Origin of the sequence: Streptomyces sp. NPDC007929 (genome assembly GCF_042959065.1) — a bacterium.
In the GTDB taxonomy this organism is placed as follows: Bacteria; Actinomycetota; Actinomycetes; order Streptomycetales; family Streptomycetaceae; genus Streptomyces.
The window spans coordinates 579,665-602,788 of record NZ_JBIBKD010000003.1; the positions used below are offsets into that span (position 1 = coordinate 579,665).

Annotated in this window: 17 protein-coding genes; 11 read left to right on the forward strand and 6 right to left on the reverse strand. The window is 70.9% G+C overall.

Going from position 1 to position 23,124, the window contains the following annotated elements:
* Positions 1–92: 92 nt before the first annotated feature.
* The 3 genes from ilvA to ACFZDE_RS12330 all read left to right on the forward strand — a co-directional run bounded on the left by ilvA (position 93) and on the right by ACFZDE_RS12330 (position 3,352).
* Positions 93–1,322 carry a threonine ammonia-lyase gene (ilvA, locus tag ACFZDE_RS12320; protein WP_391199639.1) on the forward strand — a complete coding sequence of 410 codons (1,230 nt, stop codon included), beginning with the start codon at positions 93–95 and terminating at the stop codon, positions 1,320–1,322.
* Positions 1,323–1,520: 198 nt separating this feature from the next.
* On the forward strand, positions 1,521–2,498 hold the full coding sequence (locus tag ACFZDE_RS12325; protein WP_350701062.1) for an ATP-binding cassette domain-containing protein: 978 nt from the start codon (positions 1,521–1,523) through the stop codon (positions 2,496–2,498).
* Positions 2,495–3,352 carry an ABC transporter permease gene (locus tag ACFZDE_RS12330; protein WP_189591729.1) on the forward strand — a complete coding sequence of 286 codons (858 nt, stop codon included), beginning with the start codon at positions 2,495–2,497 and terminating at the stop codon, positions 3,350–3,352. Before ACFZDE_RS12325 ends, ACFZDE_RS12330 begins: the two co-directional genes overlap by 4 nt.
* 60 nt (positions 3,353–3,412) lie before the next feature.
* Here the strand turns inward: ACFZDE_RS12330 and greA are convergent, their stop codons facing one another.
* Together greA and ACFZDE_RS12340 are read right to left on the reverse strand one after the other, a co-directional pair.
* On the reverse strand, positions 3,413–3,910 hold the full coding sequence (gene greA / locus ACFZDE_RS12335; RefSeq protein ID WP_031104770.1) for a transcription elongation factor GreA: 498 nt from the start codon (positions 3,908–3,910) through the stop codon (positions 3,413–3,415).
* A gap of 179 nt (positions 3,911–4,089) precedes the next feature.
* Entirely contained in the window at positions 4,090–4,488 is a 399-nt protein-coding gene (locus ACFZDE_RS12340; protein WP_391199642.1) for a DUF4307 domain-containing protein, read from the reverse strand.
* Between the two features lie 148 nt (positions 4,489–4,636).
* Between ACFZDE_RS12340 and mca the strand changes: the two genes are divergently transcribed.
* Both mca and ACFZDE_RS12350 read left to right on the forward strand, forming a co-directional pair.
* Entirely contained in the window at positions 4,637–5,518 is an 882-nt protein-coding gene (gene mca / locus ACFZDE_RS12345) for a mycothiol conjugate amidase Mca (protein WP_102908134.1), read from the forward strand.
* The gene (locus ACFZDE_RS12350; protein ID WP_390993583.1) at positions 5,511–5,813 is read left to right on the forward strand and encodes a hypothetical protein; all 303 of its coding nucleotides are present in this window, start codon (positions 5,511–5,513) and stop codon (positions 5,811–5,813) included. Before mca ends, ACFZDE_RS12350 begins: the two co-directional genes overlap by 8 nt.
* A gap of 396 nt (positions 5,814–6,209) precedes the next feature.
* Here ACFZDE_RS12350 and ACFZDE_RS12355 read toward each other — a convergent pair whose 3' ends face one another.
* On the reverse strand, positions 6,210–9,407 hold the full coding sequence (locus ACFZDE_RS12355) for a tetratricopeptide repeat protein (protein ID WP_391199644.1): 3,198 nt from the start codon (positions 9,405–9,407) through the stop codon (positions 6,210–6,212).
* 192 nt (positions 9,408–9,599) lie between these two features.
* Between ACFZDE_RS12355 and ACFZDE_RS12360 the strand changes: the two genes are divergently transcribed.
* The 5 genes from ACFZDE_RS12360 to ACFZDE_RS12380 all read left to right on the forward strand — a co-directional run bounded on the left by ACFZDE_RS12360 (position 9,600) and on the right by ACFZDE_RS12380 (position 18,313).
* Entirely contained in the window at positions 9,600–11,633 is a 2,034-nt protein-coding gene (locus ACFZDE_RS12360; RefSeq protein WP_391199646.1) for a DUF255 domain-containing protein, read from the forward strand.
* A gap of 146 nt (positions 11,634–11,779) precedes the next feature.
* Positions 11,780–13,069, forward strand: a complete 1,290-nt coding sequence (locus tag ACFZDE_RS12365) for a glycosyltransferase (protein WP_391199648.1) — start codon at positions 11,780–11,782, stop codon at positions 13,067–13,069.
* Positions 13,066–14,715, forward strand: a complete 1,650-nt coding sequence (locus ACFZDE_RS12370; RefSeq protein ID WP_390993591.1) for a phospholipid carrier-dependent glycosyltransferase — start codon at positions 13,066–13,068, stop codon at positions 14,713–14,715. Before ACFZDE_RS12365 ends, ACFZDE_RS12370 begins: the two co-directional genes overlap by 4 nt.
* A complete protein-coding gene (locus ACFZDE_RS12375; RefSeq protein ID WP_390993593.1) occupies positions 14,712–15,911 on the forward strand; it encodes a glycosyltransferase in 1,200 nt (399 codons plus the stop codon). The genes ACFZDE_RS12370 and ACFZDE_RS12375 overlap by 4 nt, the downstream gene beginning before the upstream one ends.
* On the forward strand, positions 15,908–18,313 hold the full coding sequence (locus ACFZDE_RS12380) for a galactose oxidase-like domain-containing protein (protein WP_391199650.1): 2,406 nt from the start codon (positions 15,908–15,910) through the stop codon (positions 18,311–18,313). The genes ACFZDE_RS12375 and ACFZDE_RS12380 overlap by 4 nt, the downstream gene beginning before the upstream one ends.
* Positions 18,314–18,578: 265 nt before the next feature.
* On the opposite strand, the gene ACFZDE_RS12385 is transcribed toward ACFZDE_RS12380, so the two are convergent.
* The 3 genes from ACFZDE_RS12385 to ACFZDE_RS12395 all read right to left on the reverse strand — a co-directional run bounded on the left by ACFZDE_RS12385 (position 18,579) and on the right by ACFZDE_RS12395 (position 20,783).
* Positions 18,579–19,316 carry a Mut7-C RNAse domain-containing protein gene (locus tag ACFZDE_RS12385; RefSeq protein WP_390993595.1) on the reverse strand — a complete coding sequence of 246 codons (738 nt, stop codon included), beginning with the start codon at positions 19,314–19,316 and terminating at the stop codon, positions 18,579–18,581.
* 33 nt (positions 19,317–19,349) lie between these two features.
* Positions 19,350–19,976: a TetR family transcriptional regulator gene (locus tag ACFZDE_RS12390; RefSeq protein WP_391199652.1), complete on the reverse strand. Its 627-nt coding sequence runs from the start codon at positions 19,974–19,976 to the stop codon at positions 19,350–19,352.
* A gap of 93 nt (positions 19,977–20,069) precedes the next feature.
* A complete protein-coding gene (locus ACFZDE_RS12395) occupies positions 20,070–20,783 on the reverse strand; it encodes a hemolysin III family protein (protein WP_391199654.1) in 714 nt (237 codons plus the stop codon).
* A gap of 327 nt (positions 20,784–21,110) precedes the next feature.
* Here ACFZDE_RS12395 and ACFZDE_RS12400 point away from each other — a divergent pair, with 327 nt between their 5' ends.
* Complete coding sequence (locus ACFZDE_RS12400) at positions 21,111–22,940, forward strand: phosphoenolpyruvate carboxykinase (GTP) (protein WP_391199656.1); 1,830 nt, start codon at positions 21,111–21,113, stop codon at positions 22,938–22,940.
* The last annotated feature ends 184 nt before the right edge of the window (positions 22,941–23,124 follow it).

Here is a 23,124-nt window from a genome sequence, read left to right on the forward strand (position 1 = left end):
CTGGAAGGCGGGCCGTACCGGCGCTGCGCAAAGCGGGTCTCGGAGGTTGGTCACAACGGTCGTTCCCGCCTGTGAACTGCGATGCTGGAGTCATGAGCTACAGCACGGCTGACTCCTTTCGGCCCGTCACCCTCGACGACGTGCGCGGCGCGCAGAAGATGCTCTCGGGTGTGGCGCGGGTGACCGCGATGGAGGGCAGCAGGCACCTGTCCCAGACGGTCGGCGCTCCGGTGCACCTCAAGTGCGAGAACCTCCAGCGGACCGGCTCGTTCAAGCTGCGCGGCGCGTACGTCCGGATCGCCGGTCTGCTCCCCGAGGAGCGCGCCGCCGGTGTCGTCGCCGCCAGCGCCGGCAACCACGCGCAGGGCGTCGCCCTCGCGTCCGCCCTGCTCGGCGTGCGTTCGACGGTGTTCATGCCGAAGGGCGCCCCCCTGCCCAAGGTCAGTGCCACCCGGGAGTACGGCGCCGAGGTGCGGCTGCACGGCCAGGTGGTCGACGAGACGCTGGCCGCGGCGCAGGAGTACGCGGCGGAGACGGGCGCGGTGTTCATCCACCCCTTCGACCACCCCGACATCATCGCGGGCCAGGGCACGGTGGGTCTGGAGATCCTGGAGCAGTGCCCCGAGGTGCGGACGATCCTGGTCGGCGTCGGCGGGGGCGGGCTGGCCGCCGGGATCGCGGTGGCGGTGAAGGCGCTGCGGCCTGACGTGCGAGTGGTGGGTGTGCAGGCGGCGGGCGCGGCGGCCTATCCGCCCTCGCTGGCGGCGGGCCGGCCGGTGTCGGTCGAGAACCCGGCGACGATGGCCGACGGCATCAAGGTGGGGCGGCCCGGTGACGTGCCGTTCGGGATCGTCGGCGAGCTGGTCGACGAGGTGCGCACGGTCAGCGAGGACGAGCTGTCCGCCGCGCTGCTGCTGTGCCTGGAGCGGGCCAAGCTGGTCGTCGAACCGGCCGGGGCGAGCCCGGTCGCGGCGCTGCTGAGCGAGCCGGGTGTCTTCGAGGGGCCGGTCGTGGCTGTGCTGTCCGGCGGCAACGTCGATCCGGTGCTGATGGAGCGGGTGCTGCGGCACGGCATGGCCGCGCAGGGCCGCTACCTGGCGGTCCGGTTGCGGCTGACGGACCGGCCCGGCGCTCTCGCCACTCTTCTGGGCGCGTTGTCAGTGGTCGACGCTAACGTCCTCGATGTGAGCCACGTCCGAACCGATCCGCGGCTCGGGCTCACGGAGGCGGAGGTCGAGCTGCACCTGGAGACGAAGGGCCCGGCGCACTGCGCCGAGGTGGGTCAGGCGCTGCGCGAGGCGGGCTACACGGTCATCGGCTGAGCGGGCTCCCGCCCCGGTCGCGAGACGGTCCCCGAACCCGTCCATGCCCCGGTTCGAGACCTGGTTCAAGATCCTTTCGTCTCACGGAGAGCAACGCGGAAAAACTCATTGTGAGACGCGATACATCGCGTTATGGTGTGTCGGTGAGAAGCCTCACCGGACGTCTGTCCGGTCATCCCCGAAGACGTGGAGACTCATATGCCAGGCGCCATCTACGCCGAAGGTCTGGTCAAGACCTTCGGTGACGTAAAGGCCTTGGACGGCGTCGACCTGGACGTGCCCGAAGGCACGGTCCTCGGCCTGCTCGGGCCGAACGGCGCGGGCAAGACCACCACCGTCCGCTGCCTGACCACCCTGCTGCGCCCCGACAGCGGGCGGGCGGTCGTCGCGGGCATCGACGTGCTCAAGCAGCCCGACGCGGTCCGCCGCTCCATCGGGCTGTCCGGCCAGTTCGCGGCCGTCGACGAATATCTGACCGGCCGGGAGAACCTCCAGATGGTCGGCCAGCTCTACCAGATGCGGGCCAAGGCGGCGAAGGAGCGCGCGGCCGAACTGCTGGAGCAGTTCCACCTCGCGGACGCCGCCGACCGCCCCACCAAGACCTACTCGGGCGGCATGCGCCGCCGCCTCGACCTCGCGGCGGCCCTGGTCGTCTCACCGCCCGTGATGTTCATGGACGAGCCGACGACCGGCCTCGACCCCCGCAACCGCCAGCAGCTGTGGGAGGTCATCAAGCAGCTCGTCTCCGGCGGCACCACGCTGCTGCTCACCACGCAGTACCTGGAGGAGGCCGACCACCTGGCGCACGACATCGCGGTGGTCGACCACGGCAAGGTCATCGCCAAGGGCACCTCCGACCAGCTCAAGGCGCGCACCGGAGGCGAGCGCGTCGAGGTCGTGGTGCACCAGCGCGAGCACATCCAGGCCGCCGCCGAGGTCCTCGCCGGCTTCGGCAAGGGCGAGACCACGGTCGAGGAGCACATGCGCAAGCTCACCGCCCCCGTCACCGGCGGCGCCAAGCTCCTCGCCGAGGTCATCCGGGAGCTGGACACCCGGGGCATCGAGATCGACGACATCGGCCTGCGCAGGCCCACCCTCGACGACGTCTTCCTCTCCCTGACAGGACACGTGGCCGAGATCAAGGACCAGGAGAACGACAAGGAGGCCGCCCAGTGAGCGCCGTCACCGACACCGTGCGGGTCGCGCCCACCGCGAACCCGGTCAGCCAGTCCATCCGGGACTCGATGGTCGTCGCCAAACGCAACCTGATCCGCATGTCCCGGATCCCCGAGATGATCATCTACGGGCTGATCCAGCCGATCATGTTCGTGGTGCTGTTCACCTACGTCTTCGGCGGCTCCATGCAGATCGGCAACAGCACCAGCGCCGCCGACTACAAGAACTTCCTGATGGCGGGCATCTTCGCGCAGACCGTCACCTTCGCCACCGCCAGCTCCGGCGCAGGTATCGCCGACGACATGCACAAGGGCCTCATCGACCGCTTCCGCTCCCTGCCCATGGCACGCGGCGCGGTGCTCACCGGCCGCACCCTCGCCGACTCCGTGCAGACGGCCCTGACCCTGGTGGTTCTCGCCGTGGTCGCCCTGCTGGTCGGCTGGCGCGTCGGCTCGGACGGCAGCACCAACGCCGCCAAGGTCCTCGCCGCCTTCGGCCTGCTGCTCCTGCTCGGTTACGCGTTCACCTGGATCGGCGCCCTGATCGGCATGTCCGTCCGGACCCCCGAGGCGGCCACGTCCAGTGGCCTGATCTGGCTCTTCCCGGTCACGTTCATCTCCAACGCGTTCGTGGACACCAGCCATATGACCCCCTGGCTGCGCCACATCGCCGAGTGGAACCCCTTCAGTGCCACGGTGCAGGCCTGCCGGGTGCTGTTCGCCAACCCGGGCCAGTCCCCGTCGGACGCCTGGCCCATGCAGCACCCCGTCTGGGCCTCGCTGATCTACTCGATCCTGATCCTGGTGGTCTTCCGGACCCTGGCGGTGCGTAAGTACCGCTCGGCGACGGCATGAGAATGCCCCCGGCGCCGCTGCGGCACCGGGGGCAGACCAGGTCACGTCGAAGGGGGCGGCTCAGCCCTCGTACGGCTCGGCCTTGAGGATCTTCACCAGGGCCTTCTTGCCGTTCGGCAGCTCGTACTCCGCGTCCTCGCCGACCTTGTGGCCGATCACGCCGGTACCCAGCGGGGACTGCGGCGAGTACGTCTCGATGTCGGAGCTGGCGTACTCGCGGGAGGCGAGCAGGAACGTCAGGGTGTCGTCCTCGTCGCCGTCGAAGGCGATCGTGACGACCATGCCGGGAGCCACCGCGCCGTCCGCCGCGGGGGCCTCGCCGACCTTGGCGTTCTCGAGGAGCTGGGTGAGCTGGCGCACACGGAGCTCCTGCTTGCCCTGCTCCTCCTTGGCCGCGTGGTACCCGCCGTTCTCACGCAGGTCGCCCTCTTCGCGCGCCGCGGCGATCTTCGCGGAGATCTCCGCCCGCGCGGGACCAGTAAGGTGCTCAAGCTCAGCCTTGAGCTTGTTGTACGCCTCCTGGGTCAGCCAGGTGACGTTCTCGCTGGTCTGGGTCACAGGTGCTCCTCGTAGGTACTGGGAATACAAAGCATCGCCCTACCCAGAAGAATGTTCCTTCACGGAAGGGCGAAACCACGAGCCTAACAATTCGAGGGCCCAAGGGGGAGGACATAAGCCACCAGAATCACGTCAATGCAGGTCACGCGGTACGTATTCCAGGTGACGCCCGGTTGTTGTCAGCCGGTGTGGCAGCCCAGCAGCTCGGCCGTCGTCCCCGGGGAGGTCGTGCGGAGCGTGACGACCTTGTCGATGCGGGTCCCGTCCCCGTCGAAGCGGAAGTCGGCCCGGCCGACCTCGGCGCCGTTCTCGGCCTGCGAGCGCACGGTGCAGTAGCCGTCGGTGCCGGCGTCCTTGTGGACCTCCAGGTGCACGCGCACGGACTCCTTGCCCGGCTCGAAGCTGATCACCTCGGCGCTGATCTCGTTCTTGGCGACGTAGTGGTAGCCGAACCAGCCGACGAGACCCAGCAGCGCCACGGCGAGGACGGCGCCGACGATCTTGAGGGTGCGGTCGGCGCGCTCGTCCGAGGAGCGGCCGTATCGGCCCTCGGGCGGTCGCGTGCTCGCCGTGCTCATGATCGTCCTCCTGGCAGGGGCCGGGACGAGGGTCCCGGGCGGGGCTCCGGGAGCGGGCCCCGGAATTAATCGCCCCCCGATTCGGTCACTATAGAAGCCGCTGATTGCGCCGACGCACACAGGGCGCCGACTTACTGAGGATTGAGTCTTGACTGACCAGTTGCGACTGATGGCCGTTCACGCACACCCCGACGACGAGTCGAGCAAGGGCGCGGCGACCATGGCGAAGTACGTGTCCGAGGGGGTGGACGTGCTGGTCGTGACCTGCACGGGCGGGGAACGGGGCTCCATCCTCAATCCGAAGCTCCAGGGCGACGCGTACATCGAGGAGCACATCCACGAGGTACGCAAGAAGGAGATGGACGAGGCCCGGGAGATCCTGGGCGTCAAGCAGGAATGGCTCGGCTTCGTCGACTCGGGGCTGCCCGAGGGCGACCCGCTGCCGCCGCTGCCGGAGGGCTGCTTCGCTCTGGAGGACGTGGATCACGCGGCCGGTGAGCTGGTGCGCAAGATCCGTGCGTTCCGTCCGCAGGTGATCACCACGTACGACGAGAACGGCGGCTATCCGCACCCCGACCACATCATGACCCACAAGATCTCCATGGTGGCGTTCGAGTCGGCGGCGGACACCGAGAAGTACCCGGAGGCGGAGTACGGCCCCGCCTACCAGCCGCAGAAGCTCTACTACAACCAGGGCTTCAACCGCCCGCGCACCGAGGCCCTGCACCAGGCGATGCTCGACCGCGGCATGGAGTCGCCCTACGGGGACTGGCTCAAGCGCTGGGAGGAGTTCGGGATGAAGCAGCGCACGCTCACCACGCACATCCCGTGCGCCGAGTTCTACGAGATCCGCGACAAGGCGCTGATCGCCCACGCCACGCAGATCGATCCGGACGGCGGCTGGTTCAAGGTGCCCATGGAGATCCAGAAGGAGGTCTGGCCGACGGAGGAGTACGAGCTGGCGAAGGCCCTCGTCGATACGTCCCTCCCCGAGGACGACCTCTTCGCGGGCATCCGCGACAATGCCTGACATGAGCGCAAGCGCAAGCCTGGCAATGACGCACCTCGTCTCCTTCGCCAAGGAGGTCGACGAGGACAAGGTCACCCCCGGCGTCCTCGGCTTCATCGTCTTCGCGGCGATGGCCCTGGCGGTGTGGGCCCTGATGAAGTCCATGAGCCGCCACATGAACCGCGTCGACTTCACCCAGGTCCCGGACCCGAAGGCGGACCAGCAGGAGCAGGCGGAGCTGCCGGAGCAGCCGGGGGCGGAGCCGTCCCGCTCGAAGGCGGAGCCCTCCGGCCAGGCCCCCAAGAAGCAGGCCTGACCCCACCAGGGACCCCACCCGCCGGCGGCCACCACCACCCACCGCCGGCGGGAGCCTCCCTGAACGAACACCCCCGGGCCCGGGCTTCCGGCCCCGGGCCCTGGCGCCTAGCCCTCGGGCCCCCGGCCCTGGCCCCTGCGCCCGGCCCCCGGGCCCCCGGCCCTGGTCCCCGGGCCCCCGGTTTCCCGGGCCCGGGTCTCCGGCCCCCTGGCCTCTGGCGCCCGGCCTCTGGGCCTGCGGCCTCCGGCCCCTGGCGCCCGGCCTCCGGACTGCGGCCTGCGGCCTCCGGCCCCGGCCTCTGGGCCTGCGGCCCCCGGCCCGGGCCCCGGCATCGGGCGCCCGGCCTCCGGTCCTCCGGGCGCGGGCCTGCGGTCCTGCGGCCCTGGACCCCCGTCCCTACCCCTCCCGCTTCACCGGCACCCCCATCACCTCGCGCGCATGCCGGTTCGGGGTCATGCCGAGGCGCCAGGCCTGCCAGCCTGCTTCCAGGGTTACGCCTCGTTCCAGGAGGAGCTGGAAGGCGTCGAGGTAGTCGTCCAGCTTGCGGTCGCGGAGGGGGTGGGGTGTGCGGGACAGCTGGGAGAGTTCCTCCTGGGCCACCGCCGTGCCCACCTCCGTGCCGCCCGGGGCCGCGTAGGGCAGGAGGGTGCAGCGCAGGAAGCGGGCCCAGTCCTCGCCGCGGCGGTCGCCGTAGGAGGCGAACAGGCCGATCGCCTCGTCGCACAGGGCCAGGGCCTGCTGGGTGCGGGCGTTGCCCGCGTCCACGACCGCCAGTTCCAGGCACGTCCAGGCCTCGCCGTGGGTGACGCCGATGCGCTGGAAGTCGGCCCGGGCGTCGACGAGCAGCTGCCGGGCGAAGCCCGAGTTGCGCAGGGAGAGGGTCTGGGCCGCGCGCTGGTCGCGGGTGACGCGGGCCGAGTGGTGGCGGGCGCAGGCCAGACCGTAGACGTCCCGCATCCGGGAGAACATCGTCCGGGCCCGCTCCAGCTCGCGGACGGCCTGGTCGAGATCGCCCGCCTCCTCCAGAGCCTGGCCCAGGTAGTACAGCGTCCAGGCCTCACCGCGCGCGTCCTCGTTGTCGCGGTGCCGGGCGGCCGCCCCGCGCAGCTCCTCCACCGCCGGTGACGCGTCCCCCGCGACCAGCAGCGCCCGGGCCAGCTGCGTCAGGGCCCAGGCCTCGCCCCGGGCGTCCCGGGTGCGCCCGTACAGCTCCAGGGCCGCCCGCAGCTCCGACTCGGCCCGCGGTACGTCGCCCATGCGCAGCCCCAGCTGGCCTAGCTGGAAGTGCGCCCACGCCTGGCCGTGCACGGACTCGCCCCGGCGGTGCAGGACCAGGGACTCCTCCAGCAGCTGCAGGGCCTCCGCCACGTGGGCGCGGTCGCGTTCCACGGCCGCCAGGGCGTGCATCGTCCAGGCCCGGTCGGTCGCCAGCTCGGCGGAGGCCTGCAACGCCAGGGCCTCGCGGAGCTTCGCCGACGCCTCCGTGAGATTGCCCTGGTGGTGCAGGGTGATGCCGAGGGAGCACAGGGCACGCGCGGCCCCGGCGTCGTGGTGGGCCTCCCGGTAGAGGTCGACGACCGAGGTGAGGGTGGTGCGGGCCTTGTCCAGTTCACCGAGCTGCCGTGCCGCGATGCCGGTGCGCCACTGCACCGAGCGGACCAGCAGCCCCTCGTCCACCGCCTGGGCCAGCTCGCTGATCTCGCCCAGGCGGTAGAGGTCGCCGCGCAGCAGGCAGTAGTCGCACAGCGCGCCCAGGAGGTTCAGCACCGCCGCCTGGTCCACGCCCTCGGCGTGCCGCAGCGCCGCCGTGATGAAGCTCGACTCGTCGTCCAGCCAGCGCAGTGCCTCGTCCAGGGAGGTGAAGCCGTACGGGCTGAAGCGGTTGGTGCGGGTCGACATGTTGCCGTCGACCATCCGCAGCACCGAGTCGGCCAGCTCGGCGTAGTTCACGATCAGCCGTTCCTGCGCCGCCGTCCGCTCGGCCGGATCCTCCTCGTCGAGCAGGCGGGCCTGGGCGAAGGAACGGACCAGGTCGTGCAGCCGGTAGCGGTCGCCCCGGACATGGTCGATCAGGCCGGCGCGGGTCAGCACCTGGAGGTGGCGTGTGGCCTCCGCCTCGTCCGTGGCCAGCAGCGCGGCGGCAGCGGCGGCCCCCAGCGAGGCCCGCCCTGCCAGGGCCAGCCGGCGCAGCAGCCGCCGTACGGTCTCCGGCTGGTCGGTGTAGCGCAGCCACAGGGCGCGCTCCACCGGCTCGACCGGGCCGTACGCGTCGAGGTCGGTGGCCAGGGCGCGCGGGGAGCGCGGGCCCAGGCACGAGCCCGCGATGCGCAGCGCCAGCGGCAGCCCGCCGCACAGCTCCCGGACCCGGTCGGCGGACTCCGCGTCGTACGGCCCGGAACGATCCTGGGCCGCCGCGCCCAGCAGCTCCTCCGCACCCGCGGCGTCCAGCGGCGCCACCGCCAGCTGGTGCACCCGCGCGGGCAGGCCCTCCAGCTCCAGCGGGCCCCGTGCGGTGACCAGCACCAGGCTGTCGGACCGCTCCGGGACCAGGGCGCGGATCTGCTCCGGGTCCGAGGCGTCGTCGAGGACGACCGTGACCGGCAAGCCCGTCAGATGCTGGTGGTACAGCTCGCCCAGTCGTTTGACCTGCTGGTCGGGGGAGGAGCGCTCGCGGAACAGCAGCTGCTCGCGGGGCGCGCCGAGCCGGTTCAGCAGATGCAGCAGCGCCTCGCGGGTGGACAGCGGGGACTCGCCCGGCCCGTCGGCGCGCAGGTCGACGACGCAGGCGCCGCGGAAGTAGTCCTTCAGATCGTGCGTGGCGTGCACCGCGAGGGTCGTGCGGCCGCTTCCCGGGGTGCCGTGCAGGACGACCACGGTCGGCTGGGTCTCCGTGCTCGCCCGGGCCGACTGCACCCACTGCCGGATCTGCGCCAGCTCGGTGCGCCGCCCCGCGAACGGCTCCGCCGGGTCGGGGAGCTGCGCGAAGGACTGCTCCAGTACGTTGCGCCCGCGCGCCGCCGCGCTCTTGTCCGCGCCCCGCAGCCGCGGTGCCGTCCTCTTCGGCCCGGTCGAGGCCGCGAGCACCCGCTGCTGGTCCAGGAACGGCCGGATGCCCCGCACCTCCAGCGCCGTCAGCCACTGGAGCCGCAGCTGTTCGGGCCCGCCGGGCTGGCTCACCGCCCCGGCGCGTCGGCTCGCGGCCGGCACATGCGACCCGACGACCTTCACCACCGTCGCCGCGGCCCCCACGACACCCACCGTCACACCCGCCCCGAGAGCGGTCCCGGTCCCCGTGCCCAGCGCCATGTCGGCGGCCACGGCCGCGACCGCCGCCACCCCGGCCACCAGCAGGGGTGTCCCGGCGCCGTCCCGGGCGTAGCGCTGCCCGAAGGTCAGCTGTCCGGCCGCCGCCTCGTCCAGGGCGCGCGTGTAGGCCTCGTACTCCTCGGACGCGCTGCGCGCCATCGCGTCGAGGCCTCCGCGCGCCCGGGCGAGCAGCACGTTCCCGTCGCTGCGCCCGCCCGAGCGGCGTACCTCTTCCTCGACGGCCCGCGCCAGCAGCCGCTCGGCCTCCGCCCGATGACTGTCCCGCATGTCAGGTCCCCCTCCGGCGGCAACTCTTGCGACTCCTGCGGCAACTCCCGTGCCTACGAGTGTCCTTGGTGGGAGGCGTGAGCGCGAGGGGGCGACGATCAACGGACGCGGTCCGGTGACCCGCGAGCCGCTCACCCGCGCACCGGGACGCGTTCCGCGGCGGGGCGGCCGCCGTGCGGCAGGATGGACACCATGCCGAACCGACTGGCGCACGAGACGTCCCCCTACCTCCTTCAGCACGCCGACAACCCCGTCGACTGGTGGCCCTGGTCGTCCGAGGCCTTCGAGGAGGCCCGCAAGCGGAACGTGCCCGTCCTGCTCAGCGTCGGATACAGCAGCTGCCACTGGTGCCACGTCATGGCGCACGAGTCCTTCGAGGACGAGCAGACCGCCGAGTACCTCAACGCGCACTACGTGAGCGTGAAGGTCGACCGCGAGGAGCGCCCCGACGTCGACGCCGTCTACATGGAGGCCGTGCAGGCGGCGACCGGGCAGGGCGGCTGGCCCATGACCGTGTTCCTCACCCCGGACGCCGAGCCGTTCTACTTCGGCACGTACTTCCCGCCCGGCCCCCGCCAGGGCATGCCCTCGTTCCGGCAGGTGCTCCAGGGCGTGCACCAGGCGTGGGACGAGCGGCGGGACGAGGTGGCCGAGGTCGCCGGGAAGATCGTCCGGGACCTGGCCGGGCGGGAGATCTCCTACGGCGACGCGCAGACCCCCGGCGCCGAGGAGCTGGCGCAGGCGCTGCTCGCGCTGACGCGCGAGTACGACGCGCAGCGCGGCGGTTTCGGCGGGGCGCCCAAGTTCCCGCCGTCCATGGTGCTGGAGTTCCTGCTGCGCCACCACGCCCGCACCGGCGCCGAGGGGGCCTTGCAGATGGCGCGGGACACCTGTGAGCGGATGGCCCGGGGCGGGATGTACGACCAGCTCGGGGGCGGCTTCGCCCGCTACTCCGTCGACCGCGACTGGGTCGTGCCGCACTTCGAGAAGATGCTGTACGACAACGCCCTGCTGTGCCGGGTGTACGCCCACCTCTGGCGGGCCACCGGCTCGGACCTGGCGCGCCGTGTCGCCCTGGAGACCGCCGACTTCATGGTGCGGGAACTGCGCACGAACGAGGGCGGGTTCGCCTCCGCGCTGGACGCCGACAGCGACGACGGCACGGGCAGGCACGTCGAGGGCGCGTACTACGTGTGGACGCCCGGGCAGTTGCGGGAGGTCCTAGGCGAGCAGGACGCCGAGCTGGCGGCGCAGGTCTTCGGCGTGACCGAGGAGGGCACGTTCGAGGAGGGCGCGTCCGTGCTGCAACTGCCCGTGCGGGACGGTGTGTTCGACGCGGAGAAGGTCGCCTCGATCCGGGAGCGGCTGCTCGCGGCGCGGGCCGAGCGTCCCGCGCCGGGCCGGGACGACAAGGTCGTCGCCGCCTGGAACGGCCTCGCGATCGCCGCGCTCGCCGAGACCGGAGCCTACTTCGACCGGCCCGACCTGGTCGAGGCCGCCGTCGCCGCCGCCGACCTCCTGGTCCGGCTGCACCTCGACGAGCAGGCCCGCCTCACCCGCACCAGCAAGGACGGCCACGCCGGCGCCAACGCCGGTGTCCTGGAGGACTACGCGGATGTGGCGGAGGGCTTCCTCGCGCTCGCCTCCGTCACCGGGGAGGGTGTCTGGCTGGAGTTCGCCGGGTTCCTCCTCGATCACGTCCTGGTCCGCTTCACCGATCCCGAGTCGGGCTCGCTGTACGACACCGCGGCCGACGCCGAGCGGCTGATCCGCCGTCCCCAGGACCCGACCGACAACGCGGCCCCGTCAGGCTGGACGGCGGCCGCGAACGCCCTGCTGAGTTACGCCGCGCACACCGGCTCCGAACCTCACCGCACCGCCGCCGAGCGGGCGTTGGGCGTCGTGAAGGCGCTGGGGCCGCGGGTGCCCCGCTTCATCGGCTGGGGGCTGGCCGCGGCGGAGGCGGTGCTGGACGGTCCGCGCGAGGTCGCGGTCGTGGGTCCGGCGCTGGACGACGAGGGCACAAGGACCCTGCACCGCACGGCACTTCTGGGCACCGCGCCCGGTGCGGTGGTCGCCGTGGGCACCCCGGAGAGCGAGGAGTTCCCGCTGCTCGCGGACCGTCCGCTGGTCGGCGGTGAACCGGCCGCGTACGTCTGCCGTAACTTCACCTGCGACGCCCCGACGACCGAGCCTGACCGGCTGCGTACGGTCTTGAGTGGCTGAAGTCACGTATCAACGGAAACATGGTCTTTATCTGAACAGCCCCCAGGCTTCACGGTTCCCCCCTAATCTCTGCACAGTGACGTGGCGGACGAGGCCGCATCGGCCCACCGTCGCGAATGGGGGTTCTGGGATCTGGGGGGATCTGCTTGCTGACGTCTGTCTTCATCGCTGCCGTTTCACTTGCCTTGTTCTGGATGGCGGCGTTCACCCTGTGGTGGCAGATGCACGCCTGGCGTACGCCGGAAGTGCTCGCCTCCACGCGGTTCAGCAGTCCGGACGGGGACGAGCACGTCTCCTTCTCGCTGCTGCTGCCCGCGCGCCACGAACAGGCGGTGCTGGACCACACGATCCAGCGGCTGCTGGAGTCGAGCCACACCGACTTCGAGATCATCGTGATCGTCGGGCACGACGACCCGGAGACCACCGCGGTGGCCGAGACGGCCGCCGCGCGTGACCCACGGGTCCGGGTCGTCGTCGACACGCACGAGAAGAAGAACAAGCCGAAGGCCATGAACACGGCGTTGCCGCACTGCCGCGGCGACGTCGTCGGCGTCTTCGACGCGGAGGACCAGGTCCACCCCGAGCTCCTCGCCCACGTCGACCACGCCTTCCGCACCACCGGCGCGGACGTCGTCCAGGGCGGAGTGCAGCTGATCAACTTCCACTCCAGCTGGTACAGCCTGCGCAACTGCCTGGAGTACTTCTTCTGGTTCCGCTCGCGGCTCCACCTGCACGCGCAGAAAGGTTTCATTCCGCTCGGCGGCAACACCGTCTTCGTCCGCACGGACGTCCTGCGGGAAGCCGACGGCTGGGACCCGAACTGCCTCGCCGAGGACTGCGACCTGGGCGTGCGCCTGTCCAGCGTCGGCAAGAAGGTCGTCGTCGCCTACGACTCGGACATGGTCACCCGCGAGGAGACCCCCGGTTCGCTGATGTCCCTGCTGAAGCAGCGCACCCGCTGGAACCAGGGGTTCCTCCAGGTGTACCGGAAGAAGGACTGGAAGCAACTGCCCACCCTCGGGCAGCGGTTGCTCGCCCGCTACACCCTGATGACGCCGTTCATGCAGGCCTTCACCGGCCTGATCATCCCGCTCAACGTGGCGATCGCCCTGTTCCTGGACGTGCCCGTCGGCATCGCCTTCATCACCTTCCTGCCGGCCGTCACGGCCCTGGTCACCTTCGTCTTCGAGATCGTCGGACTGCACGACTTCGGCAAGCAGTACGGACTGCGCGTGCGCCTCGCGCACTACCTGAAGCTGATCGTGGGCGGCCCCTTCTACCAGGTCCTGCTGGCCGGTGCGGCCGTGCGGGCCGTGTGGCGCGAGCAGCGCGGCCGCAACGACTGGGAGCTGACGACCCATGTCGGCGCGCACCTCGACGAGACGGCCGCGAGCCGCCAGGACGTTCCCGTGACCCGAGAGGACGTTCCCGCGTGACCTCCACCCTTCCCGCGGTGACCGCCACGAAGGTCCCCGCGCAGCGCCGTCCCGCGCCCGGCACCGGCGCCCACCGACGCCCCGAGCCGCCGAGCCGGCTGCGCTCCTCCCGGCCCGACCTGCTCCTGTGCGGTGTCCTCCTGGTGGCGATCCTCGTCGTGCAGGGCTGGAACATCGCCGACTACCCGGCCCTCAGCGACGACGAGGGCACCTATCTCGCCCAGGCCTGGTCGGTCCAGCAGGGCAACGGCCTCGCCCACTACACCTACTGGTACGACCATCCGCCGCTCGGCTGGATCCAGATCGCCGTCCTGACCTGGATCCCCGCCCTGATCAGCCCCGAGTCGATGACGGTGGGCACCATGCGCGCCGCGATGCTCGTGATCAGCGGCATCAGCGCGGTCCTGATCTACGTGCTGGGCCGGCGGCTCGCGCTGCCCCGCTGGGCCGCCGCGCTCGGCATGGTGTTCTTCGGCCTCTCACCGCTGTCGGTGGTGCTCCAGCGGGAGATCTTCCTCGACAACCTCGCGGTGATGTGGACGCTGCTGGCCTTCACCCTGGCCGCCTCCCCGAGCCGTCACCTCTGGCACCACTTCGGCGCGGGCATCGCCGCCGCCACGGCCGTGCTCACCAAGGAGACGATGCTCGTCGTCCTGCCCGCCCTGTTCCTCACCATGTGGCGCCACAGCCACAAGGACACCCGCAAGTTCGCCCTCACCGGAGCCGTCACGGCCTGCGCCCTGATCGGCTTCTCCTATCCGCTGTTCGCCCTGCTCAAGGGCGAGTTGCTGCCCGGCGCCGGGCACGTGTCCCTCTGGGACGGCGTCAAGTACCAGATGACCCGACCCGGTTCGGGCTTCATCCTCGACCAGGGCTCCGGCTCCTGGGGCGTGCTCCAGTCGTGGCTGTACTACGACCGCATCCTGCCCCTCGGCGGCCTCGCGGGCGCCCTGCTGCTGCTGTTGACCTGGCGCTGGTCGGTCACCGCCCGCGCCCTGGCCGGACCGGCCCTGGCCGTGGCGATCCTCGCGGCCCTGGCCCTGCGCCCCAACGGCTACCTGCCCGCAATGTACGTCATCCAGGCCCTGCCGTTCCTCGCGCTGGTCCTCGCCGGAGGCACCGCCTCGGTCGCCCACGCCGTGCTGAGCCGCTGGCGCTCCGAGGCGGAGAAGCGGTACGTCAGCGTGGGCCGGTACACACTCGCCGCCGTCCTCGCCCTGGCCGCCGGAGCCTACGTCGTCCCGCACTGGTACGACGGTGCCCGCACGGCCGTCACCACCGACGCCAACGCCCCCTACAAGGCCGCCTCCCAGTGGCTGGCCACGGAGGTCGAGCACCCGGAGCGCACCCGGGTGCTGGTCGACGACGCGCTCTGGCTGGACCTGGTGCACCAGGGCTACCGGCCCGGCCTCGGCGTCATCTGGTTCTACAAGGCCGACCTCGACCCGGCGGTGACCAAGACGATGCCGCGCGGCTGGAAGGACCTCGACTACGTCGTCGCCTCGCCAACCGTGCGCCGGGACGCGGCCGACCTGCCCAACGTCAAGGCCGCCATGGAGCACTCGGACCCCGTCGCCACCTTCGGCACCGGCGCGGACCGCATCGAGATCCGCCAGATCAAGACGCCCGCCGGAGGCACGCGATGAGCCAGGAGTCCACCGTCCCCGGCGAGGTCGTCGAGACCGAGACCACCGAGGTCCCCGAGCCGGGCGCCGTCACCATCGTCGTACCGACGTTCAACGAGTCGGCGAACGTACGGCAGTTGCTGCACCAGATCACCGAGGCCGTCCCCGCTCGGCTGCCCTGCGAGGTCCTCTTCGTGGACGACTCCACGGACGACACGCCCGAGGTCATCGAGAAGGCCGCGCAGGACTGCCCCTTCCCGGTGACCGTGCTGCACCGCGAGGAGCCGGTGGGCGGGCTCGGCGGCGCGGTCGTCGAGGGGCTCAAGGCCGCCACGTCCGACTGGATCGTCGTCATGGACGGCGACTGCCAGCACCCGCCGTCCCTCGTGCCCGACCTGGTCGCCACCGGCGAGCGGGCGAACGCCGGGCTGGTCGTCGCCTCCCGGTACATCAAGGGCGGCAGCCGGGCCGGACTCGCGGGCAGCTACCGCGTGTTCGTCTCGCGCGGGGCGACCTGGCTGACCAAGGCGCTGTTCCCGCGCAGGCTGCACGGCATCAGCGACCCGATGAGCGGCTTCTTCGCGATCCGCCGCAGCGCGGTCACCGCCGAGGTCCTCCAGCCGCTCGGCTACAAGATCCTCCTCGAACTCGCCGTCCGCAGCCGTCCGCGCCGGGTCACCGAGGTGCCGTTCGTCTTCCAGGACCGGTTCGCCGGGGAGTCCAAGTCGACCGCACAGGAGGGCCTGCGCTTCCTGCGCCACCTGGCCGGGCTGCGCACCGCCTCCCCGGTCGCGCGCATGGTCGGGTTCGGCCTGATCGGGCTGACCGGCTTCCTGCCGAACCTGGTCGGCCTGTGGGCGCTGACCGCCTCCGGCATGCACTACGTACCGGCGGAGATCCTCGCCAACCAGCTCGGTGTCGCCTGGAACTTCGTGCTCATCGAGCACCTGCTGTTCCGCGAGCGGCGCCGGCACCGGCGCTGGTGGGACCGGGCCGGGCGGTTCGCGCTGCTCGCCAACGCCGATCTGGTGCTGCGCATCCCGCTGATCGCGCTGTTCGTGCACCAGCTCCACCTGGGCGTGCTGTCCGCCACCGCGCTCGCGCTGGTGACGACGTTCGTCCTGCGCTTCGCCGGGACCGAAGCGCTGGTCTACCTGCCGCGCCGGGGCCGGGAGAAGCCCTCGCGCGACGGCCGTACAGCAAGGAGAGCCGTGTGAGACCTCGTCGCAGAACGACCGCACTCCTGTCCGTGGCAGCCCTCACCTCGGGGCTGCTGCTGACCGCACCGCAGCCCGCGTCCGCCGCCAACCTCATCAAGAACCCCGGCTTCGAGACCGCCGGGGCCGACGACATGCCCTACTGCTGGGAGAAGTCCGGCTGGGGCGACAACGACTTCACCTTCACCACCACGGCCGACGCGCACACCGGCGCCAAGGCCATGAAGGTCGAGCTGACCCGCCGCGTCGAGGGCGACCGCAAGGCGCTGATCACCGAGTCCGCCGCGTGCGCGCCGGTGGTGACACCGGGCAAGCAGTACGACCTCGGCCTCTGGTACAAGACGACGACCCCGGACGCGGCGATCACCCTGTTCCGGCACGACAGCACGGCCGGGTGGCAGTACTGGACCGACCTCAAGACGCTGGACCTGGCGGGGGACTGGACCGAGGCCACCGTCCGCACGCCCGAGGTCCCGGCCGGCACCGACCGCATCTCCTGGGGCGTCTCGGTCTACGGCACCGGCTCCGCCACCACCGACGACTACACGATGGACCAGGTGCCCGACCCGGTCCTGCCGCCCGAGTGCACCGGCACGGCGGAGCAGTGCGCGAACGGCAAGTGGGACGTGCTGCCCACGCGGAACCCGGTCCGCTCCATGCACTCGGTCGTCCTGCACAACGGCAAGGTGCTGCTGATCGCCGGCTCCGGCAACGACGAGTCGATGTTCGAGGCCGGCACCTTCACCTCGGCGGTCTACGACCCGGCGAACGGCTCGTACAAGGTCATCCCGACGCCGAAGGACATGTTCTGCGCGGGCCATGTGCAGCTCCAGGACGGCCGCGTCCTGGTGATGAGCGGCAACAAGGGCTACCCGTCGGCGGACGGCACCGTCGGCTACCAGGGCTACAAGGACTCGTACGTCTTCGACCCGGAGACCGAGACCTACGCCAAGACCAACGACATGAACGACGGCCACTGGTACCCGTCGGCGACGATCCTCGGCAACGGTGACGTCATCTCCTTCGGCGGACTGCGCGAGGACTCCACCGGCTCGGTCACCGCCGAGCTGTTCTCCGAGGCCGAGCAGCAGTGGCAGCCGCTGTGGAAGGTCAACCAGACCTGGTCGTACTGGGGCCTGTACCCGTCGATGATCCTGATGCAGGACGGCCGCCTGTTCTACTCGGGCAGCCATGTCTTCGGCAACAACATCCCCGGCACGGGTTCGGCGATCTACGACTACGACGCGAACACCACCACCCAGGTGCCGGGCCTCCAGAACAAGGACGAGCGCGACCAGTCGGCGAGCGTGCTGCTGCCTCCGGCGCAGGACCAGAAGGTCCTCACCCTCGGCGGCGGCAACATCGACTCCAACCCGGAGGCCAACCGCCTGACCGACATCATCGACCTCAAGCAGCCCAACCCGTCGTACGTCGCCGGGCCGCCGATCCCGCAGGGCACGGTCGACCTCGGCAACGGGCCGGTCCCGCAGACCGGGAACCAGGGCAAGATGTACGTCTCCGCCGTGCTCCTGCCCGACGGCAAGGTGCTGGAGACGGGCGGCGCGCTGCACAACCGGGCCAACCCCGTCTACGAGACGTCGATCTTCGACCCCGCGTCGGAGACCTTCGACCCCGTCGCCGTCGACCCCGAGGCGCGTGGCTACCACTCGTCGGCGTTCCTGCTCCCCGACGGCCGGGTGATGACGACCGGCGACAACCCGGGCAACGGCTCCTGGAACCACGACGTGTCGGTCTACAGCCCGCCGTACCTGTTCAAGGGCGAGCGCCCGGCCATCACCTCGGTCATCGACACCGAGTGGAACTACGGCGACACCCAGCGCATCACGGTGGACCGGCCCATCGCCAAGGCCCAGCTGATCCGCCCGGCCGCCGTCACCCACTCCTCGGACCCGAACCAGCGCTTCGTGGACCTGCCGCTGTCGGTCGACGGCGACAACGTCGACCTGAACGTCACGAGCAACCCCAACCTGGCCCCGCCGGGCTGGTACATGCTCTTCGCGGTCGACGCGAACGGCGTGCCCTCGGTGGCGAAGTGGGTGCACCTCCAGGGCCCGCAGGCCCTGAAGGCGACGGACGCCTCGGCCCACGTCCACGACTTCGCGGACGAGCCCACGGGCAAGGTGGTCAAGCCCGGCAAGAAGCGCACGTCCCAGAAGGTCAGCCCGACCGTCTCCGGCTGCGACCGCCACTACGGCTCGATCAACGTCTGCGTACCGACGGACTTCCCGGCCGAGGTGAAGAACACGACGGCGGCCCGCTGCGAGTGGCTCAAGTCCAACGACTACGGCCGCCTGAAGATCAACGGCAAGGACGACCCCCTGGCCCTGGACAGAAACAACAACGGAATCGCCTGCGACAAACGGGACCTGACCAGACGCTGACGCCCCTCTCAGGGTCGCGGGGAACTGCGCGACAAGCCACAACGGCGCTGCAGTTCCCCACAGCGCTCACCCCCGCCAGGGGCACGCCCTAAAGGGGCGCGGGGAACTGCGCGACAAGCCACGACGGCGCCGCGGTTCCCCACGGCGCTCACCCCGTCAGGGGCGCGGGGAACTGCGCGACAAGCCACACACAGCCCGCACCCGCCCCCACACCGCTCACCTCAACGGCGCTCGTCCCTCAACACCGCTCACCCTTCAACACCGCTCACCCCTCCACCCCGCTCCGGTTGAAAGCGACCGCCTCCTCCACGATCGCCTCCAGCTGCTCATGATGCGCCCCCCGCCAATACGCCCGCCCACACACCGTGCACTGCGCAAAGACGTCATACGTGACCTGCGTCCCCCGCTTCAGCTGATCGGCGACCTCGTCCTTCGTCGCCGCACGCAGCACCCCGTTACAGGCCGTACACCGCGTCCAGGGCAGCAACTCCGGCCGAAACCGCTCCAGCACATCCCGCACCTGCTCCTCCGGCCGCGTGCTGTACACGAACGCCCCCGCCCACAGCTCCCGACGCCGCAGCAACCCCCGGTCGCGGCTCAGCATCACCCGCCGCTCGGCGGCCGAACGCGCCGCGAGGGCCGGATCACCGATGTCGGTGGACTCGTACGCCGTGTCCACACCCAGCAGCCGCAGCCGACGGGCCAGCGTGCCAAGGTGGACGTCGAGGAGGAAACGCAAGGGCGCGCCCAAAACCCGCTGCGGGCGCGCGACGGTCCGCACGGCCACCGACTCACCGGCCACCGGGACGTGCGAGAACGGCACCTCGCGCCCGTCCACGAGCAGCGCGCCGACCTCGGTCAGCGGCACGCCCAGCGACTCGACGACATGGCCGAGGCTGGAGACACCGTCGGTGGCGGCCCGCACCGTGCCCTCCGCTCGGGCCCGGGGCACGAACACATGCAGCTCGGGGGCGAACTCGACGTGGATCTCGGGACCGTTCACCCGGTCAGGATGCCACGACGCGGGCCGCCGGCCTCAAGGTTTCACGGCCGGAAGGCCGTGCTCCAGCACATCCAGGGCACGGTCGACGAGGTCCCGGATGTCGTCGCGGTGCCCGGTCTCGGCCCAGTAGTGGCAGGTCTCCATCAGTCCGCCCATCACAGACATGGCCAGGATGCGCAGCTCCAGGCTGTCGGGGTCGAGCCCGGAGCGCTCCGCCAGCGTGTCCCGGAGCAGCCGCCCGGTGACCGCGGCGTCCTCCCGCATACGGGCCCGGACCGCGGGCACCTCGACCCCGAGCCGCGTGCGCAGCCGGGTGACGGCGGGCTCCTCGGCGAGGGCCAGGCCGAGGACCGTGCGCATCACGTGCCGCACCGTGTCGGCCCACGACTCGGCGACCGGCCGGGCGCGTAGTTCCGCCGTGATCACCGGCTCCCACTCGTCGGAGACGACGATGTCCTCCTTGGCCGGGAAGTACCGCAGGACGGTCGACGGCGAGACCTCGGCGCGGTCGGCGATCTGCTCGATCGTCGTGGCGTCGTACCCCTGCTCCTCGATCAGCGCGTAGGTCGCGGCGCGGATCGCCCGGCGGGTCTTGATCTTCTTGCGCTCCCGCAGCCCCGGAGCGGGCTGGTCGGCGGGGGTGGTGCGAGGGGCCGTCATGAAGGTCATTGTCGGCCATCGGAGTGACCCGGGCGCGCGAAGGGCCACGGCTGGAAGCCGTGGCCCGAGAGACCCGCGGGAAGGGGGACGGCGCTATCCGTGCTGGTAGGCCACCAGCGAGATCCCGACGTAGTGCGTGATGAACGCCGCCAGGGTGAAGGAGTGGAACACCTCGTGGAAGCCGAACCAGCGCGGTGACGGGTTGGGCCGCTTTATCCCGTAGATCACGCCCCCGGCGCTGTAGAGCAGACCGCCGACGATGACCAGGACGAGGACGGCGATGCCGCCGGTCCGCATGAAGTCGGGCAGGTAGAAGACTGCCGCCCAGCCCATCGCGATGTAGCAGGGCGTGTAGAGCCAGCGCGGGGCGCCGACCCAGAAGACGCGGAAGATGATCCCGGCCACGGCGGCGGCCCAGATGCCCCACAGCAGCCACTGCCCCTTGGCACCCGGCAGGAGCAGCATGGTCAGCGGCGTGTAGGTGCCTGCGATGATCAGGAAGATGTTGGCGTGGTCCAGCCGCCGCAGGACGCCGTCCATGCGGGGGCTCCAGTTGCCCCGGTGGTACAGCGCGCTCACACCGAACAGCAGGCATGCCGTCAGGGCGAAGATCCCGCAGGCGATGCGTCCTCTGGTGGAGTCGGCGAGAGCGGTCAGCACCAGGCCCGCGATCAGGGCGGCCGGGAACATGCCGAGGTGCAGCCAGCCGCGCAGCTTCGGCTTCACGGGGTGCGGCAGCGAGAGCGCCTTCGGACCGTGGCCGTCGGCCGCCGAGTCCGTGGGCGCGTCGGGGACGAACGCAGTCATGGCCAAATGGTAGCTACGGAACCGTAAGTCACGTATCAGCGCCGTCGATTGGCCGGTGAAGAGTGGCCATCCTCTCACCGGGGCCCCGCGGCGGTCACGCAAACGTACTCCCAGGTGAACGCAACGTGCACGTAAAGAGGCCGTTGGAAACCGTGGCGAGCCTCACGTTGCTCACCTGTGCGCTCCTCTGGACAGATGGGCGCGCACGTCGGATGATCAAATGAGTGCGGTCGGCACCGGATGAGCGCCAAGATCCACCCTGAAGCATCCGGGTCGCAGCCCCCACGGGGCCTCCACATCACAAAAAACCCTCATTTAGGAGCAATCGTGGCGCGCGACATCGCGGCTCCCACCGTCCCCACCACCCATCAGGGACTGATCTCGTGGGTCAACGAGATCGCCGAACTGACGCAGCCGGACAACGTGGTCTGGTGTGACGGATCCGAGGCCGAGTACGAGCGCCTGTGCGGGGAGCTCGTCGAGAAGGGCACCTTCCGGAAACTCGACCCGATCAAGCGCCCCCACTCTTACTACGCGGCCTCCGACCCCACCGACGTCGCCCGCGTGGAGGACCGGACGTTCATCTGCTCCGAGAAGGAGGAGGACGCGGGCCCGACCAACCACTGGAAGGCCCCCGCCGAGATGCGGGAGATCTTCCAGGGCGCCGGCGGCCAGGGCGGCCTGTTCCGCGGCTCGATGCGCGGCCGGACCATGTACGTCGTGCCCTTCTGCATGGGCCCGCTCGGCTCGCCGCTGTCCGCGCTCGGTGTGGAGATCACCGACTCGGCCTACGTCGCCGTCTCGATGCGCACCATGACGCGCATGGGCCAGGCCGTCCTCGACGAGCTCGGCTCCGACGGCTTCTTCGTCAAGGCCGTGCACACCCTGGGCGCCCCGCTGGAGCCCGGCCAGGAGGACGTGCCGTGGCCGTGCAACCAGACCAAGTACATCTCGCACTTCCCCGAGGACCGCGAGATCTGGTCCTACGGCTCGGGCTACGGCGGCAACGCCCTGCTCGGCAAGAAGTGCTACGCCCTGCGCATCGCCTCCGTCATGGCCCGTGACGAGGGCTGGCTCGCCGAGCACATGCTCGTCCTGAAGCTGACCCCGCCGCGCGGCGAGGCCAAGTACGTCGCCGCGGCCTTCCCGAGCGCCTGCGGCAAGACCAACCTCGCCATGCTGGAGCCGACCGTCCCCGGCTGGACGGTCGAGACCATCGGCGACGACATCGCCTGGATGCGCTTCGGCGAGGACGGCCGCCTGTACGCCATCAACCCCGAGGCCGGCTTCTTCGGTGTCGCCCCCGGCACCGGCGAGCACACCAACGCCAACGCGATGAAGACGCTGTGGGGCAACTCCGTCTTCACCAACGTCGCCCTCACCGACGACAACGACATCTGGTGGGAGGGCATGACGGAGGAGACCCCGGCCCACCTGACGGACTGGAAGGGCAACGACTGGACGCCCGAGTCGGGTGTCCCCGCGGCGCACCCCAACGCCCGCTTCACCGTCCCGGCCTCGCAGTGCCCGATCATCGCGCCGGAGTGGGAGGACCCCAAGGGCGTGCCGATCTCGGCGATCCTCTTCGGTGGCCGCCGCGCCACCGCCGTGCCGCTGGTGACGGAGTCCTTCGACTGGAACCACGGCGTGTTCCTCGGTGCCAACGTGGCCTCCGAGAAGACCGCCGCCGCCGAGGGCAAGGTCGGCGAGCTGCGCCGCGACCCGTTCGCGATGCTGCCGTTCTGCGGCTACAACATGGGCGACTACATGGCCCACTGGGTCGACGTGGCCAAGGACAAGGACCAGTCCAAGCTGCCGAAGATCTACTACGTCAACTGGTTCCGCAAGAACGACGAGGGCAAGTTCGTCTGGCCCGGCTTCGGCGAGAACAGCCGCGTCCTGAAGTGGATCGTGGAGCGCCTGGACGGCACCGCCGAGGGCGTCGAGACCCCCATCGGCGTCCTGCCGACCAAGGAGGCCCTCGACACCGAAGGCCTGGAACTGGCCGACTCCGACCTGGAGTTCCTGCTCACGGTCGACAAGGAGGTCTGGCGCGAGGAGGCCGCGCTGGTCCCCGAGCACCTCAACACCTTCGGTGACCACACGCCGAAGGAGCTGTGGGACCAGTACCGCGCGCTGGTGCAGCGCCTGGGCTGAGCCCCACCCCTGAAACTCCGCGGCCGGCTCGAACCGAGAGTGCCCTGACCAGCAATATCGTCACGGCCGGCCGCGGATCAGACTGGCGGGACCCGCACAACGGCGTGTGGGGTTCAGGGCCCGTCGCCGCCTTCCGTCCGCCCCGACGGAACCCGGTGGCGACAGGCCCCCTCCCGCCCGCTTC

Bases quoted from the DNA above. Each gene is read 5' to 3' on its own strand.
- ilvA (WP_391199639.1), top strand. From the start codon at position 93: ATGAGCTACAGCACGGCTGACTCCTTTCGGCCCGTCACCCTCGACGAC.
- ACFZDE_RS12325 (WP_350701062.1), top strand. From the start codon at position 1,521: ATGCCAGGCGCCATCTACGCCGAAGGTCTGGTCAAGACCTTCGGTGAC.
- ACFZDE_RS12340 (WP_391199642.1), bottom strand. From the start codon at position 4,488: ATGAGCACGGCGAGCACGCGACCGCCCGAGGGCCGATACGGCCGCTCC.
- ACFZDE_RS12350 (WP_390993583.1), top strand. From the start codon at position 5,511: ATGCCTGACATGAGCGCAAGCGCAAGCCTGGCAATGACGCACCTCGTC.
- ACFZDE_RS12355 (WP_391199644.1), bottom strand. From the start codon at position 9,407: ATGCGGGACAGTCATCGGGCGGAGGCCGAGCGGCTGCTGGCGCGGGCC.
- ACFZDE_RS12360 (WP_391199646.1), top strand. From the start codon at position 9,600: ATGCCGAACCGACTGGCGCACGAGACGTCCCCCTACCTCCTTCAGCAC.
- ACFZDE_RS12375 (WP_390993593.1), top strand. From the start codon at position 14,712: ATGAGCCAGGAGTCCACCGTCCCCGGCGAGGTCGTCGAGACCGAGACC.
- ACFZDE_RS12390 (WP_391199652.1), bottom strand. From the start codon at position 19,976: ATGACGGCCCCTCGCACCACCCCCGCCGACCAGCCCGCTCCGGGGCTG.
- ACFZDE_RS12395 (WP_391199654.1), bottom strand. From the start codon at position 20,783: ATGACTGCGTTCGTCCCCGACGCGCCCACGGACTCGGCGGCCGACGGC.